This window comes from Arthrobacter sp. 9MFCol3.1, from assembly GCF_000620385.1.
Classification (GTDB): Bacteria; Actinomycetota; Actinomycetes; order Actinomycetales; family Micrococcaceae; genus Arthrobacter.
The window spans coordinates 261,720-276,972 of the sequence record NZ_JIBJ01000003.1 but is presented as its reverse complement, the minus strand read 5'-3'; the positions used below and the strand labels follow the sequence as shown (position 1 = coordinate 276,972).

13 protein-coding genes are annotated in these 15,253 nt (G+C 65.3%); 8 read left to right on the top strand and 5 right to left on the bottom strand.

The genetic code is table 11. The features are described from left to right. Positions 1 to 40: 40 nt before the first annotated feature. The 5 genes from C560_RS0101320 to C560_RS0101300 are packed head-to-tail and all read right to left on the bottom strand — an operon-like array spanning position 41 to position 6,833. Entirely contained in the window at positions 41 to 841 is an 801-nt protein-coding gene (locus C560_RS0101320) for an enoyl-CoA hydratase/isomerase family protein (RefSeq protein ID WP_026536837.1), read from the bottom strand. Further along, positions 838 to 3,105 (bottom strand): GMC family oxidoreductase, encoded by a 2,268-nt coding sequence (locus C560_RS0101315; RefSeq protein ID WP_026536836.1) that lies wholly within the window; start codon positions 3,103 to 3,105, stop codon positions 838 to 840. The genes C560_RS0101320 and C560_RS0101315 overlap by 4 nt, the downstream gene beginning before the upstream one ends. A 32-nt stretch (positions 3,106 to 3,137) precedes the next feature. Further along, on the bottom strand, positions 3,138 to 4,772 hold the full coding sequence (locus tag C560_RS0101310) for an acyl CoA:acetate/3-ketoacid CoA transferase (protein WP_026536835.1): 1,635 nt from the start codon (positions 4,770 to 4,772) through the stop codon (positions 3,138 to 3,140). A gap of 17 nt (positions 4,773 to 4,789) precedes the next feature. Continuing rightward, the gene (locus tag C560_RS0101305; RefSeq protein ID WP_043422239.1) at positions 4,790 to 5,800 is read right to left on the bottom strand and encodes a Gfo/Idh/MocA family protein; all 1,011 of its coding nucleotides are present in this window, start codon (positions 5,798 to 5,800) and stop codon (positions 4,790 to 4,792) included. 10 nt (positions 5,801 to 5,810) lie between these two features. Beyond that, entirely contained in the window at positions 5,811 to 6,833 is a 1,023-nt protein-coding gene (locus tag C560_RS0101300; protein WP_026536833.1) for a LacI family DNA-binding transcriptional regulator, read from the bottom strand. A gap of 271 nt (positions 6,834 to 7,104) precedes the next feature. On the opposite strand from C560_RS0101300, the gene C560_RS0101295 reads away from it, so the two are divergent. From C560_RS0101295 to C560_RS0101260, 8 genes are all read left to right on the top strand, one after another. Further along, positions 7,105 to 8,397 (top strand): ABC transporter substrate-binding protein, encoded by a 1,293-nt coding sequence (locus tag C560_RS0101295; protein WP_026536832.1) that lies wholly within the window; start codon positions 7,105 to 7,107, stop codon positions 8,395 to 8,397. 80 nt (positions 8,398 to 8,477) lie between these two features. Beyond that, the gene (locus C560_RS0101290; RefSeq protein WP_026536831.1) at positions 8,478 to 9,482 is read left to right on the top strand and encodes a carbohydrate ABC transporter permease; all 1,005 of its coding nucleotides are present in this window, start codon (positions 8,478 to 8,480) and stop codon (positions 9,480 to 9,482) included. Between the two features lie 2 nt (positions 9,483 to 9,484). Beyond that, positions 9,485 to 10,393 (top strand): carbohydrate ABC transporter permease, encoded by a 909-nt coding sequence (locus tag C560_RS0101285; RefSeq protein ID WP_081801576.1) that lies wholly within the window; start codon positions 9,485 to 9,487, stop codon positions 10,391 to 10,393. Continuing rightward, complete coding sequence (locus C560_RS20925) at positions 10,390 to 11,349, top strand: sugar kinase (protein ID WP_155855700.1); 960 nt, start codon at positions 10,390 to 10,392, stop codon at positions 11,347 to 11,349. The genes C560_RS0101285 and C560_RS20925 overlap by 4 nt, the downstream gene beginning before the upstream one ends. A gap of 68 nt (positions 11,350 to 11,417) precedes the next feature. Next, positions 11,418 to 12,056 carry a bifunctional 4-hydroxy-2-oxoglutarate aldolase/2-dehydro-3-deoxy-phosphogluconate aldolase gene (locus C560_RS0101275; RefSeq protein WP_051532934.1) on the top strand — a complete coding sequence of 213 codons (639 nt, stop codon included), beginning with the start codon at positions 11,418 to 11,420 and terminating at the stop codon, positions 12,054 to 12,056. Positions 12,057 to 12,177: 121 nt separating this feature from the next. Next, on the top strand, positions 12,178 to 12,870 hold the full coding sequence (locus tag C560_RS0101270; RefSeq protein ID WP_026536828.1) for an HAD family hydrolase: 693 nt from the start codon (positions 12,178 to 12,180) through the stop codon (positions 12,868 to 12,870). A gap of 343 nt (positions 12,871 to 13,213) precedes the next feature. Beyond that, complete coding sequence (locus tag C560_RS0101265) at positions 13,214 to 14,683, top strand: MFS transporter (RefSeq protein WP_026536827.1); 1,470 nt, start codon at positions 13,214 to 13,216, stop codon at positions 14,681 to 14,683. Positions 14,684 to 14,824: 141 nt separating this feature from the next. After that, complete coding sequence (locus C560_RS0101260) at positions 14,825 to 15,103, top strand: hypothetical protein (RefSeq protein WP_026536826.1); 279 nt, start codon at positions 14,825 to 14,827, stop codon at positions 15,101 to 15,103. The last annotated feature ends 150 nt before the right edge of the window (positions 15,104 to 15,253 follow it).

Here is a 15,253-nt window from a genome sequence, read left to right as displayed (position 1 = left end):
TCGTGTGTCCTTTGAAAGTGTGTGGGTCCGCGGGGCGGTGTCAGTTGTCTGTGAAGTGCGGGGTGCGCTTTTCCCGGAAGGCTGCGACGCCCTCGGCCAGGTCATCGGTGGCGGCGGCCAGGCCGCCGGCGAGGGCTTCGAGCACGCGGGAGGGGGCGCCGTCGGCTGCGGCGTCGATCAGCTGCTTTCCCAGCTGGACGGCCAGGGGTGCGCCTGCCAGCAGGTCGGCGCTGAGTTTGGCCACGGTCTGCTCCAGTGCGTCCTTGGGTGCGACGGCCGTGGCCAGGCCCCAGGCGAGGGCCTCCTCGCCGGAGAGCTGACGGCGGGTCAGGACCAGTTCTTTGGCCCTGGCCCGGCCGGCGAGCTCGGTGGCGCGTTCGGTGCCGCCCCAGCCTGGGACGGTCCCGAGGCCGGTCTCGGGCAGGGCAACGCGTGCTTCGGCGGCGATGACGCGGAAATCGCAGGCCAGGGCGAGTTCCAGGCCGCCGCCGAACGCGAGGCCGTCGATGACCGCGATGCTGGGTTGCCGCAGTCCGGCGAGGGCATCGAACGCCCGGTGGCCCGTGGCGATCCAGTTCCGCCACATCCCTGCCGCGGACAGGTCGGCGAAGTGGTTGATGTCGGCTCCGACGCAGAAGACTTTGTCACCGGCGGTGCGGACGATGACCAGCCGCGCGGCCGAGGCGGACACTTCGCGGGCCGCCGCCGCCAGGTCCTCGAGGAGTCCAAGGGTCAGGGCGTTCAGCTTGGCGGACCGGTCGATCAGGATGGTGGCGGTGTGGCCGTCTTCTGAGTATTCGACGGTGACTTGCTCGGTGACGGGTGTGGTTGCGGTGCTCATGGCTGGTCCTTTCGCTGGCCGCCGAGTTCGCCGGCGAGGTGTTCTGCCGCGCGCATGACGATGGCCCAGATGCTCAGGGTGGGGTTGATGCCGGGGCAGCTGGGGAAGGCGGCGCCGGAGTACATGTAGAGGTTGCGGGTGTCGTGGACGGCGAGGTGTTCGTCCAGGACGGAACCGGCGGGGTCATGGCCGAACCGGGCGCCGCCGAGGTCGTGGCTGGAGCCGACGCCGGTGAAGTACGGGCCCTGCCAGGTTTTGGTGGCGCCCATGTCTTTGAGCAGGCCTGTTGCCTTGTCCGCCATCCAGGAGGCCAGGCGGCGCTCGTTGTCCCGCAACCGGTAAGTCACGCGGACCAGCGGCATGCCCAGGCCCGAGGAGTCGCGGTGCCGGGGATCGATTTCGAGCCGGTGCGAGGCGTAGGGCAGGGCGTCGGGCTGGATCCTGATCACGCCCTGCTGGGACCACAGTTTCAGGTGGTCGCGGTAGCCGGCGCCCCAGCGGCGGACGTCCCCGGGGAGGGTTTCGCGGGCGATCTGCAGTGGCAGGGCCTGCTGCTCGGCGCCCAGGGTAGCGCCTCCGATGAAGCCGTGGTCCAGGGAGCGGAACTCGGGGGAGAGGAAGTCGTCCAGGACGACGCCCTGCGCGGCCGGGCCGGTGTGCCGGTTGAATTCGGTGCCGGGGAAGAGCGCATCGACGTGGCCGAACATTTTGGTCATGTAGTGCAGGCCCAGCTGCCCGGTGTTGTTGCCGAGTCCGTTCTCGTGCCGGGAATCGGCCGAGAGGTACATCAGGCGGAGGTTTTCGTACGTGTAGGCGGAGAGGATCACGGCGCGGGCGTACTGGCGCCGGACGCGGCCGAGGGGATCGACCCACTCGACGCCGCGGGCGGCGCCGGAGTCGTCCATGATGATCCGGGTGACGCGGGCGTGGGTGCGCAATTCGAAGTTGCCGGTTTCGATGGCCGCGGGCACGGGGCCGAGTCCGGGGTGCCAGCGGTCGCCGCGGAAGGAGCCGAGGCCGTTGTTCCAGGCGCTGTAGCCGGTGGCGGGCCGCCCTCCATAGGATTCGGTGGTGAATCCGACAGGGACGGGGTGCGGGTGGAGGCCTGCAGCCTTGGTCGTCTCCGTGAACTTGTTTCCCAGGATGAATGGGCGCGTTGGCGGCAGGGGGAGCGGTTTGCTGCGCTTGACGAACGGGTTGGATTCGTCGCCGGCGATGCCGATCAGGTGCTCGAGCTTGGTGTAGAACGGCTCGAGCTGTTCGTAGGTCACGGGCCAGTCGGCCAGGGTGCAGTCCTCGGGCAGGGCGCCGGGTCCGTAGAGCCCGTCGTAGTGGCTCTTGGGGGCGAACTGCCAGGGGTGGAAGCGGCGCAGCCAGGATCCGTAGTGCCCGGCGGATCCGCCGACGCCGTTGACCATGCGGCCCAGGGAGAAGGTTGCCTCGCGGCTGTCTTCCTCGTCCGCGGTTTCGCGCCAGCGCGGCGTCTCCTGTTGGAACTTCGGGCCCAGGCCGCCACGGGTGTAGTAGGCGTGTTCGAGTTCGTCGGGGAGGAACTCGTCGAGCGGGCGGAACGGGCCGGCTTCCAGGCCGACGACGCTTAGGCCCGCCTCGGCGAAGACCTGGGCGCTGAGTCCGCCCATGGCGCCGACGCCGACGAGCAGGACGTCCACTTCGTCGGTCATTTGGGGGTTGACGGCGTTTTCGTAGCCGAGCTGCTTGAGCTTGTGGCCCTCGGTGTCGCGGGGGATTTCCTGCATCGCGTCGGCGAGGGTCTTGATGACCCCGCCCTTGGTCGCGTGTTCGGTGCTGAGGTTTTCCGCGGCCGAGTTTTCCAGCCAGACGCCGGGGTGCTTGAGGAACTTCCAGCCGACGGCGTCCTTGTTTCCGCCGTGGGCCGGGTCGGCGAAGAGACCCTCCTGCATGTGGGCGACAACGAGGCCGAAGAGATCCCGCTGTTCCTGCATGGGCAGCGTATCGGTCAGTTCCCCCTGTTCGAGCAGGTCCAGCACGTCGGTGCGTTCGTCCAGCGTGAGTGCGGCGAAGTTCCTTCCGTGCTTGTCCTCCGCGTAGCGGTCCAGGGCGCCGAAGAGCCATTGGTAGCGGGGGAGGTCCTTGCGTCCGTAACCTTCCAGCGTCAGGTCGAGGTAGTCGGTGACCCCCGCGTCGCGGGTCTCGGGGCTGTCCCCGTCGGAGGGGAACATCGCCTCGAACAGGGCATCGGCGAGTTCGGTTTCGTAGGGCGTCAGGATGCGGAGGCTTCTCATGTCAGGGGTCCTTTCAGGCGTTCGGCCGTGCGTCAGTGCGCGGCCAGTGAAGGGGTGCGCTGTTCGACCCGCTCGTGCAGCGGCAGCGTTGGAAGGTGAAGGCCAACGGGGGCGTCGGCGAAGAGGGCGAGGTCCATGGTGCGCAGGTCCTCGGAGACGATAAGCGGGAATTCACAGCGGTCCAGGACGTCCTTTTGCAGGTCGACGCCGGGGGCAATTTCGGTGACCACGAGGCCCTCCGCGGTCAGTTCCAGCACCGCGCGTTCGGTGATGTATTTGACCTTTTGACCGCGGGCCAGGGCACGGGGTCCGGAGAACGTGACGGCGGAGACGTCGTTGACGAGCTTGGTGAAGGGCCCGTCGGCGCGGATGTCCAGGCCGTTCTCTCCGGCGGCGATATCCCGGCGTCCGGCGGTGAAGGCGCCCATGAAGATGATCTCCGGGGCCGAAGAGGTGATGTCGGCGAAGCCTCCGACGCCCGCGGTTACGTGGCGCTTCTTGGGCAGGTGGTGGACGTTGACGTTGCCGTGCCGGTCGATCTCCAGGAATGACAGGAGCGATCGGTGGAAGCCCCCGCCCTGCAGGAGGGTGAACTGGTCGATGCTGGGCATGATCGCGTCCGGGTTCTGGGCGCAACCGAAGGCGAAGTCCAGCAGCGGGATACCGCCGACAGCTCCCTGTTCGATGACCCAGCTGACTTCGCGGCCCTGGTTTTCTTCGACCAGGACGTGGGGGACGAGGGCGGAGACGCCGAAGCCGAGGTTGACGATCTCGCCGGCTTTGAGTTCCTGCGCGGCGCGGCGGGCGGTGATTTTTTCCAGGGAGAACCCGATGTGGGGGAGCGAGCTCAGGGGCCGGCGCAGCTGCCCGGAGATCGCGGGGTCGTTGGGGGTCAGGGTGGTCTGCAGCTGGTCTTCGGCGATCACGACGGCGTCCACGAGGATTCCGGGGACCAAGACGCGCTGCGGGTGCAGGCTCCCGGCTTCGGCCAGGCGCTTGACCTGGGCTACGACGACGCCTCCGTTGTTGTGCGCGGCGTAGGCCAGGTCCAGGGCCCCAAGGGGGGAGCCTTCGTCCTCGAAGGTCAGGTTGCCGTACTCATCGGCGGTGGTGGCGCGGATGATGGCCACGTTGGGGATGACCGAGGGGAAGAAGAGCCATTCCTGCCCGGCCACGGTGGCGGTTTCGACATGGGCGGCCGGGGTGGCATCGTTCATGCGGCCGCCCTGCAGGCGGGGGTCGATGAAGGTGTCGAGCCCCACCTGGGTGAAGACGCCGGGCTGCTTCGCGGCGGCGGTGCGGTGCATCTGGTAGATAACGCCGGAGGGAAAGTTGTAGGCTTCCACCTCGTCGCGTTCAATCATCTGCCAGATCCTGGGCGGTTCGGCGCTGGAGGGGCCGGAGGGGTAGGAGCCGGCGATGACCTTGCGCAGCAGGCCCGGGCGGGCGATGTGGTCGATGCCCTTCACGCCGTACATGTCGCCGGCGGCGATCGGGTGCACTGAGGTCAGGTTGGTGGGGTGGGAGGTTTCCTCGAAGCGCTGACCGATGCCTGAGAGGACGCTGTCCGGGCAGCCCAGGGCGCTGGAGGAGCTGACGGTGATGATGTCGTCGTCGTTGATGAGGTCCGCTGCCTCGCGGGCCGAGAGGATCTGTACTTTCTGCATGGTGTTCTTTCTGGCTGTTAGTTGAGGTGGACGGTGCGTCCGGACATTGCGGATTCCTGGGCTGCCAGGGCGACCTTGAGGGCCATCAGGCCGTCCCGGCCGGTGGCTGTCGGGGCCCCGGTGCCTTCGACGGCGGCGGTGAAGGCCCGCAGGCCGATCACGTAGAGATCTTCCGAGCAGTCGACGTCGACGCTCCTGACGCCGGATCCGGTCGTGAGGACCAGCTGTCCCTTGGTGTCCTGGGTCATGGCGTCGATGATCTGGATGGTGCCGTCCGTGCCGTGGACTTCCAGGCTGGTCCCGGCGTATCCGACGGTGAAGGAGTCATGGGTCTGGGCCAAAACCGGCGCCTGGCCGTCGTTTTCATAGCGGATGACGGTCATGGCGGCGTCTGCCTGGCCTCCGGTGTTCCATCCGGCTTGCCGGACGGCCAGCGCGGTGACGGCAACGGGTGTGCCCAGCAAGGGGTTCAGGACCGACGCGTCGTGGCAGGTGATGTCCAGGATGACGCCGCTCCCGGGGGTCTCTTGCCCCAGCCGCCAGCCGCGCAACCGTTCGGGCAGCAGAACGGCGTGCGCAACTTTGGCCGAGAGGACGGTGCCGATGGTTCCGGCGGCGACGAGTTCACGGGCTTTGGCGTGCAGGGGGCTGCCGGGCAGGTGGTGGTTGGCGGCGAGAACGAGGCCGGTTTCCTCTGCGAGCTTGACCATCGTCTCGGCCTGCCCGGCCTCCAGGGCGAGAGGTTTCTCGCACAGGACGTGCTTCCCGGCTCTCAGTGCCCTGGTTGCCTGGTCGAAGTGCAAGGCATTGGTGGACGAGATGTAGACGGCGTCAATGTCCCAGCCCAGCAGCTCGTCCAGGTCGGCGGTGTTGCGGGCCAGGCCGTGGCTCGCGGCGAAGTCGCTGGCCCGCTCTGCCGATCCGCTGACGACGCCGGCAACGTCGCCGCCGCTGGCACGGATCGCGCCGATGACCCGGGTGGCAGCGATATCACTGGCGCCGATCAGGCCCCATTTCAGTGCTGGCATGGTGTTTCTCCTAAGTTCGGGGTCGCCATTGGGCGGTGGAAGCCCTGACTTTCAGGGCCGGTTCGATGAGGGAGCGCTGCGGATCCAGCGTCGGGTCACGGATTCGGCTCAGCAGCAGCTCTGCTGCCTTGCGTCCGATCAGTTCGGGATACGTGGACACGGACGTCAGCGGCGGCAGCAGCAACTCGGCCATGGCAATGTCGTCAAAGCTGGCCACGGAGATGTCCCGGCAGGGTTCAAGATTCCGCCGGCGCAATTCGGCGTAGATTCCGATCGCGACCGCGTCGCTGTAGGCGATGATGCAGTCCGGCCAGATGCCCTGGTCCAGCACCCGGGCCACGCCCTCGGATCCGCCGGCAGCATTGTTCGTGGTGGTGGCGGCCGAGAGGGATGCATCGAAAACCACGCTGCTTCCGGTGAATCCTGATTCCAGGCCCATAATGCGTTCCGTGCGGGCCGACGAGTGCTCGGGGCCGCCAATCAGGATCGCGGACGCGGCCCCCAGGGAGGACACGTGCCGGGCCAGCTGCTGGCCCGCGGCAATGTTGTCGGGTCCGACGTAGTCCAGTTCTTCGGAGAAATAGCGGGCAAGCTGCAGTACCGGGACGGAGGACCGGTCGATGATGCCGCAGACAGGACCCAGTTCCGATCCCGTGGCCGGCAGCAACAAGATGCCGTCGACCTGCTGCTGCACCATGGTCTCCAGCTGCAGGTGCTGGCGCTCCACGTCATCCCGGCTGTATCCGACAAACAGGGTGTATCCGGCCGCGTGGGCGGCCTCCTCGATGGCCATGGTCAGCCCGGCAAAGTAGGGGTTGCGGATGTCGGTCGCGATCAACCCGAGCGTCATGGACTCGCTGCGCCGCATGTTGGCCGCATGCCGGTTGTAGACGTAGCCCAGTTCTGCCATCGCCAGCCGGACACGGTCCGAGGTCGCCTCCGGAATCCGCGAGCTTCCCCGCAGGACCAGAGACGCAGTAGATCGAGACACCCCTGCAACCCTACTCACGTCATTCAGAGTCACTTTTTTCATTGCTTGTGCACCTCCTTCCGGCTTTATTCAACATTTCTATCACGGTTCGCTGGCCTTTGGTAGACCGATCTAATAAAAATCTACCAGCTCATCCACTTCATTTCTAGGGGAATTTGGGGCTATGCCTCGTGGGGTGGCCTGCTTGGCCGATCGAATACTGGGGATTTCGTAAGAAACTATTGCATCGATCTACTAGCGTCTGTAATCTGGACCACAACGCAGGCTCTAGCCGGGCCATATCCGGCGTCTGACAACCCAAAGGAGAGTAGTCATGCCTACACCAAGCAAGCTCAAGACCTCGCTGGCCGTAACTACGGCGGCAGGCCTCATTGCAGTAACCGGATGTGCCGCCAACCAGCCGGCCGGAAGCTCCACCGGCAGCGGCTCGGACAAGCTGGAAATCACCTCCTGGTGGACCTCCGGCTCGGAGGCCGACGCCCTGAATGTTCTGATTGACGGCGTGAAGGAAGCCAAGCCTGGCCTGTCCGTGGACAACGCCGCAGTATCCGGCGGCGGCGGCGCCAACGCGCGGCAAGCCCTGGCCGCGCGGCTTCAGGCCGGCAGCCCCCCGGATTCCTGGCAGGTGCACCCCGCTGGACAGCTCAAGAGCTACGTGGACGGCGGCCAGGTCGCGGATCTGACGGATCTCTGGACGCAGAACGATTGGGCATCCCAGATGCCCAAGGACGTGGCCGAAGCCCAGCAGGTAGACGGCAAGTACTACACCGTCCCGATCGGCGTGCACCGCGGCAACGTCCTGTGGACCAACCCGGCCGTGCTCTCCAAGGCCAACGTCAAGATCGACGCCGCTGCCGGCGTCGACGGGCTGATCACCAGCCTGAAGCAGGTCCAGGCCAGCGGCGCCACCCCGGTGTGCCTGGGGGATAAGGACATCTTCGCCTCAGCCCAGCTGCTGGAATCCCTCATCATGTCCCGGGCAGGTGCGGATAACTGGAAGAAGCTCTTCACCAACGAGTACTCCTTTGACTCCCCCGAGGTGAAGCAGGCGCTGGAGGACTACAAGGCCATTCTGTCCCTTGCCAACAAGGACCACTCCGCCATCACCTGGGATGAAGCGGCGAAGAAGATGGCCAGTGGTGCCTGCGCCGTCAACCTCATGGGGGACTGGGCCTACGGCGAGCTGGTCAACGCCGGGAAGAAGCCCGGCACCGACTTCGCCTGGGTGACCTTCCCCGGCAAGGAGGATATCTTCGACTACGTCGGTGACGGCTTCTCCATTCCCGCGAACAACATCCCGCACGCGGACGCGGCCAACGCCTGGCTGAAGACCCTGATGGATCCCAAGGTCCAGACTGACTTCGCGGCCAAGAAAGGCTCCATCCCAGCGGTGAAGTCCGCCGACATCTCCGGGCTGTCCGAATACCAGCAGGAGGCCGCCAAGAGCTTCGCCTCCGCCAAGGTTGTTTCCTCCCTGGCCCATGCCCAGGCCGCAGGGGCCGAATTCGCCCAGACCTACGCTGACGCTGTTTCCACATTCAACGGCAGCGGAAACGCCGATGCCTTCATCGCCAGCATGGCGCAGGCGCAGAAGACCCAGCTGTAACAGCCGGTCAGCCAACCAAGCCGCAAAGGGTGTGGCTGCGGCTTACTGCAGCCACACCCCCGGACAGGATCAGTACTCACATGACAACAGCAACAGCACAGCCAACGCCGGTGGACCCCGACCCCCGGTCCAGGAAACAAGTACCCCACAACGTCAAAACAGCCCGCCGGGCGGCGTGGATCTTCGCCCCCAGCCTGCTGGTCAGCTTCCTCTTCGTCTACGTCTTCATCGGCATCACCGCCTACATCTCCCTCTCCAACTGGAAGATCGGCACCAGCCCGAATCTGGGCCTCCGCCAGCCGCTGGGGGCCACCTACGGCGAGCTGGTCCAGGAACAACGCTTCCAGGCCGACATCCGCAACGTGGTGATCTTCACCATCATCTTCCTGGTCCTGGCCATCCTCGGCGGACTCGTCGCAGCCCTCTTTATCCACCACGTCGCAGTCGGCAAAGGTCTGTTCCGCACGGTCTTCCTCCTGCCCTACGCGCTGTCCTTCATCGTCACCGGTGTAGCCTGGCGCTGGATCTTTGCCCCCTCCACCGGTGTCAACGAAATCCTGCGGAACATGGGGATCGAGAATCCGCCAGGTTGGACCACAGACCCCACCATCCTGGGGGCGCTGAACGATCCCTCCGGTACGGACTTCCTGAAGGTCCAGCTCGGCATCCCGGTGGCACTGCTGCCCATCATTTTTGCCGCAGCCTGGCAGCTGGTCGGCTTCGCCATGGCAATGTATCTCGCCGGCCTTGCCTCCATCCCGGAAGAACACCTCGAAGCCGCCAATGTCGACGGCGCCAACCTCTGGCAGCGCCTGCGCTTCATCGTGCTGCCCCAGCTGTGGCCCTCCACCATCACGTGCTTCGTGCTCCTGCTTCACGTGGCCCTGAAAATCTTCGACCTCGTGGTCGCCGTGTCAGGCTCCGGACCCGGATTCGTCACAGACGTTCCCGGCATCTACATCTACAACTACCTCACCAGCCGTTACGACAAAGCCTCCGCAATGGCGATCATCCTCCTCCTGCTGACCCTCATGGTGATCGTCCCCTACCTCGTACGCGGATACCGGAAAGAGCGAAAGGCATAGAAATGGCCGTCGAAACCCTCGAACCGACCACGTCCCACCCAGCCCACAGGCCGCGAGGACGCCAAACGAAACGCGCCGCCAAGGTCAGGTCTTGGAGCATCCCCAAGACTGCAGGCGGATGGATCATCCTGGCAGTCTGCTCCATCGCCACCCTGGGAATGCTCGTGCCCGTCTATGTCATCATCGCCACAGCCTTGTCCGGAAGCAGCGGGGCCCCGAACTTCTTCCTCGCCTTCCCCGACGCACCCAGCCTGGACGCGTTCAAGGGCGCCTGGACGAAACTCCACGGTTCCCTGACGAACTCCCTGCAGATCACCATCCCGGCGGCCCTGATCTCCTGCCTCCTTGGCTCGATCAACGGCTACATCCTCGCCAAGTTCCCGTTCAGAGGGTCCAACGCCCTCTTCACCGTCCTGCTGGTCGGGATGTTCATCCCGTTCCAGGCCGTCATCATCCCGGTCTTCCAATTCCTGAACATGCTGCACCTCCAGGGAAGCATCATCGGGCTGATCCTGGTCCACATCATCTATGGCATCCCGATCACCACCCTGATCTTCCGCAACTACTATGAGGGCATTCCCACCGCCATCATCGAAGCGGCGGCCATCGACGGCGCAGGGATCTGGAAAACCTACTTCCGCGTCATGCTCCCACTCTCCATTCCCGGCTTCGTTGTCGCCGGAATCTTCCAGTGCACCAACATCTGGAACGACTTCCTCTTCGGGTTCATCCTCGCCTCCCCGGCCGCATGGCCGGCCACCGTGACCCTGAACAACCTCATCGGAACCACCACCGTTAACTACTCCGAACTGATGGCCGGCGCGGTCCTCGTCGCCGCACCCACCGTCCTGCTCTACCTCGTCCTGGGCAAGTTCTTCGTCGGCGGCCTCACCGCAGGAGCCGTCAAATGATGTTGGACATGCTCTGCGTCGGAGAAACCATGGCCATGGTCACCCCGGCAAATCCCGAGCCACTGAGCGAAGCCGAAGAATGCCTTCTCGGATACGGTGGAGCAGAATCCAACGTCGCCGCGCACCTGGCCGAATTCGGATACCGGACCGGATGGGCCAGCCGTCTCGGCCGGGACCCCTTCGGTGAACGGATCCTGGCCGGCCTGGCCGCCCGGGGCGTGGACGTCAGCTTCGTCACCCGCGACAGCACAGCCCCCACAGGGGTGTACTTCAAAGACCCCGACCTGGGCCAGGGTGCCAGAACGCTCTACTACCGGGCCGGATCAGCGGCCTCGGCCATGACACCGGAGGATGCCGGGACATGGCCGCTCGAGCAGACCGGCTGGATCCACACCAGCGGCATCAATCCCGCCCTCTCGGACAGTTGCTCGGCATTGACCGAGCACCTCCTCGACCGGGCCGGCGCCAACGGCTACAAGGTCTCCTTCGACGTCAACTACCGCCCCGCCCTGTGGGGCGTCGGCGTGGCCGGGCCGCGTCTGCTGGAACTTGCCGGCAGGGCAGCGGTCGTTCTCGTCGGCCTCGATGAAGCAGAAACCCTCTGGGGCTGCAGCACCGCCGAAGAGGTTTCCGCTCTCCTCCCGGGTCCGCGCCATCTGGTCATCAAGGATTCGGCAATCGAAGCTGTCGAATTTGTCCGGGAACAAGACCAGGCTGAACGCGTTTACCGGGTGCCAGCGCACCGGGTCCAGGTGGTCGAGCCTGTGGGTGCGGGCGACGCGTTCGCAGCCGGATATCTGGCAGGCCTCCTGCGCGGTGACAAACCCGAAGATCGGCTCGCCCTGGGCCATTCCTTTGCCGCCTGGACGCTGGGCACGCGCGCCGACTACCGCCCCGGCCACGGAACCAGACCCCGCAACTACGACCCCGAACAGCACCGCGCCGGCGTGGGCTGACAGCACCGGCAAGCGTGGGGAACACCACCCCACAGCACCATCTGGTACACCATCTGAAAGAGAACACCTTGGCACACACCTTGCTCAACGACTGGTTCGACGACGATTTCTTCCGGATTCCGGTCATTGCCGTACTCCGAGGCCTCACCCCCGGGGAGGCGGTACGCTCCGCTACCCGGGCATGGGACGCAGGCGTCCAGCATGTCGAAGTCACCATCGAAACACCCGAGGCCGTCCCCACGCTCGCAGCAGTGGCCAGCGCCGCCGCCGAGCGCGGCGTGGCGGTAGGCGCCGGCACCATCATCAGAATCGATCAACTGGACGCCGCGGCATCCGCCAACGCCTCGTTCACGGTCTCCCCGGGCCTGGATGAAGGAATCATCCAGGAGAGCATCCGCCGCGGCATCCCGCATCTGCCGGGCGTGGCCACCGCGAGCGAAGTCCTCCGCGCCAAGGCCTTCGGCCTCACCTGGCTCAAAGCTTTCCCCGCCTCGGTCCTCGGCCCCGACTGGGTCAAAGCCATGAAGGGACCCTTCCCTGACATGCAGTTCGTCGCCACCGGAGGGATGAAAGCGGCTACCGCCCCCACGTACCTCTCCGCCGGGGCAAGCGTCGTCGGACTGAGCTCCGACTTCTCTTCCGACGCCGGAGCCGCAGCCGTCCGCGAGCTTCTTGCATCCGTTTCAGGAACGAACGCGGCGACCTGACGCCCGCCCGCCAAATCCCCTCCAGCTCCGGCAGGGTCGAACCTCGCAGTTGGCGAGGAATATCATCACAGCAAACGCAGAAACCGGCTCCAGGGCCGGACCCCACGGAACGGATGGCGCCATGCCCGCAGGAACCGAACTCGAACTTCAAGCGGTCCTGTGGGACATGGACGGAACCCTTGTCGACACGGAGCCGTACTGGCTGGCCGCGCAGGGTGAAATTGCGCGAAAGTACGGCCTCGACTGGACCACGCAGGACGCCCGCGCAACTGTGGGGCAGGCCATGCCGGTCACGGCGACGATCCTGCAGGAACGCGGTGTTTCCCTCTCCGCGGAGGAGATCATCAACGACCTCCTCGAACGCGTCGTGGCAAAGCTGGAAGGGGGCATTCCATGGCTCCCGGGCGCGGAAACGATCCTGGCCGAACTCGCCGCCGCGCGTATTCCATCTGCCCTGGTCACCATGGCCTTCAGCCCCGTCGCTATGCGTGTGGCATCTGCCGCGCCCATCGGGACCTTTCATGCTGTGGTCGCCGGGGATGCCGTTCCGCAGGGCAAGCCTCACCCAGCCCCCTACCTGGCCGCAGCAGAACTCCTCAGCGTCCACCCCTCAAACTGCGTCGCCGTGGAGGACTCGGTAAGCGGCACCACGAGCGCCCAAGCCGCAGGCATGGAAGTCGTCGTAGTCCCCGGAGTTGTCCAGCCTTCCCCCGGGCCCGGCCGCCACTTCGTCAACTCACTTGAAAACGTCACCGTCGCAAGCCTTCGGGACATCCTCCGCAGTTCCCGGACACAAGGCACCAGCGCGCCCTGATGGCAGGCCCGCACATCGTGTGACTCTCATTGGTAGATCGATCTATCAATCATAAGCCGCGGAACAAATAGGGAAATTTCGACAATATCCCGTCGCAAAGATCATTAACTTACGCTTTTTCTAAAAAATCTATTGCATCGATCTACTAGACTCGATAAAGTTGACGCAAGCTGCAGCGAACACTACCTGGCCCCCTGATGGCGGTCCATACGGCGAATGCCTTCCTCGACGGGGCAGCAGCACTTCAGCAAGCAGCCGCTCCAGCGCGTACCTGACAACTCACGGGACCGTCAGCGGTCTCACCGGCAAGAAGATCTTTGCCATTCACGATAGGTAATTTACGATGTCAATTAACGACGACGTTAGGGACGCCCCGGCCACCGGGGTGACCCGCACGGACCTGCTCCGTGCAGCCTGGGCAAGTTCCTTGGGCAGCGCCTTGGAGTACTACGACTTCGCGCTCTACAGCTTGGCTTCGGCCCTGGTTTTCGGCCCCCTGTTCTTCCCCGGGACCAACCCCTCAACGGGTCTGATCCTGAGCTTCGGGACCTACTTCCTGGGCTTCGCAGTGCGGCCGCTGGGCGGAATCATCTTCGGTCGCCTCGGCGACCGGGTGGGACGCAAATTTGTGCTGCTCGCAACTATCACTCTTATGGGCGGGGCCAGCACGCTGATCGGCTTCCTGCCGACGTACAACGGCTCTTCAGGCGACTGGTACGGCGGGGGAATCGGCATCCTCGCGCCGATCCTGCTCATCGTGCTGCGGCTGCTCCAGGGCCTGGGTGCGGGGGCCGAAATGGCCGGCGCGTCCATTCTCATGACCGAGTACGCCCCGCGGAAGGAACGCGGCTTCTACGCCTCCCTCCCGTTCCTGGGAGTCCAGGTCGGAACGGTCACTGCTGCGCTGGTCTACTTCCTCCTCCTCAATGCCAACCAGACGACCAAGATCACCGACACCTGGCTGTGGCGCACCCCCTTCATCGCCAGCGCGGCCATCCTCATCGTCGCCATCTTTATCCGCCTGAAGCTCAAAGAATCCCCAACATTCACCAAGCTCGAGGCCCACGAGATGATCGTTGACAAGCCCCTGGCGACGCTGCTCAAAACCTCCCGCCCAACCCTTCTGCGCGGCATCGGACTCCGCCTCGCGGAGAACGGCTCGTCCTCGATCTACCAGGCACTCGCCATCGCCTACGTCACCAGCGCAGCGGTAGGCGTAAAGGGGCCGATCGGCGCGTTGTCGCTCGTCTTCGCCGCTGCCCTGGGCGCCCTCGTCGTTCCGATCGCCGGCAAGCTCTCCGACCACTTCGGACGCGTCAAGACCTACCGCGCATTCGCCATCTTCCAGCTCCTCGCCGCTTTCCCCATCTGGTACGTGCTGAGCCTCGGAGACACGGTCCAGACCATCGTCGTACTCTCCCTCGGTCTCGGCATCGGCACGTGGGGCATGTTCGGCGCACAGAGTGCATTTATGTCAGAACTCTTCAGCGCCCGTCAGCGGTACCTCGGCGTTTCCGTCGCCCGAGAGATCTCCGCCGTCATCTCCGGCGGCATTGCACCGCTGATTGGTGCCTGGATCATTTCCCTGGTGATAGCGGGGGATGGCGGTCCCGGCGTCCCCGAAGCCGGATCGGGCGCATGGCTGCCAATCGCCGGCTACCTGTGCCTGCTGACTCTCGTCACCATCGTGGCGACGTTCTTCACCCCCGAAACCATCGGCCGCGACCTCGACGACCCTCGAGACGCCATCAACGACCCCGCAACGCTGGAGGAACACCGGGCCTCCGTGTACGCCGACCGCGTTTCAGCCTAGGAAAAATCGAATGCTTCCCCTGCGGCGGCCGCAAGCCGCCGCAGCGGAGGGCACCATCGGCCGGGCCCCACGACCCGAGCCGGCAGTTCATCTCACTGCAGTTCAACGCGTAGCAGGCCATCGAAGGACGGAGACAACAAAATGACTGCAACCCCAAGCGGCGCATTTCCTGACCGCGACACCTTTACCAGCCCGGCGTCAGCCCACCTCGGACAGGGCCGCCGGACCGCGAAGGGGGAGTGGATGGCCGTCGACAACTACGGCAGGCCGGTGGCCACGATTTGGTCGCCCTACCTTGGGTACCCGCACACCTTCCGCTGCGATCCGCTGCCCCACGCGCGCTACGTCGACGCCGTAGAGGCTGACGACTTCTCAGTTGTCCTCGATTACGCGCTAAGCAACTTCAGCCCGGCGCAATAAGGATGCCGAGCGCTGTTAGGCGCCTCTGGAGGGAAAGAAGCCGCAGCGGATCAGCGTCGAACTCGTTAGGCGAGGGTCCGTCACGTGATCACGGCCCCCTGGCGCCGATGCAACTGCAGGAGAATTTTGCGAGCTGTCCGCCTCGGATCC

Coding starts and splice junctions, on each gene's coding strand:
- C560_RS0101305 (WP_043422239.1), bottom strand. CDS start 5,800: ATGCCAGCACTGAAATGGGGCCTGATCGGCGCCAGTGATATCGCTGCC.
- C560_RS20925 (WP_155855700.1), top strand. CDS start 10,390: ATGATGTTGGACATGCTCTGCGTCGGAGAAACCATGGCCATGGTCACC.
- C560_RS0101320 (WP_026536837.1), bottom strand. CDS start 841: ATGAGCACCGCAACCACACCCGTCACCGAGCAAGTCACCGTCGAATAC.
- C560_RS0101295 (WP_026536832.1), top strand. CDS start 7,105: ATGCCTACACCAAGCAAGCTCAAGACCTCGCTGGCCGTAACTACGGCG.
- C560_RS0101315 (WP_026536836.1), bottom strand. CDS start 3,105: ATGAGAAGCCTCCGCATCCTGACGCCCTACGAAACCGAACTCGCCGAT.
- C560_RS0101260 (WP_026536826.1), top strand. CDS start 14,825: ATGACTGCAACCCCAAGCGGCGCATTTCCTGACCGCGACACCTTTACC.
- C560_RS0101265 (WP_026536827.1), top strand. CDS start 13,214: ATGTCAATTAACGACGACGTTAGGGACGCCCCGGCCACCGGGGTGACC.
- C560_RS0101290 (WP_026536831.1), top strand. CDS start 8,478: ATGACAACAGCAACAGCACAGCCAACGCCGGTGGACCCCGACCCCCGG.
- C560_RS0101285 (WP_081801576.1), top strand. CDS start 9,485: ATGGCCGTCGAAACCCTCGAACCGACCACGTCCCACCCAGCCCACAGG.
- C560_RS0101310 (WP_026536835.1), bottom strand. CDS start 4,772: ATGCAGAAAGTACAGATCCTCTCGGCCCGCGAGGCAGCGGACCTCATC.
- C560_RS0101270 (WP_026536828.1), top strand. CDS start 12,178: ATGCCCGCAGGAACCGAACTCGAACTTCAAGCGGTCCTGTGGGACATG.
- C560_RS0101300 (WP_026536833.1), bottom strand. CDS start 6,833: ATGAAAAAAGTGACTCTGAATGACGTGAGTAGGGTTGCAGGGGTGTCT.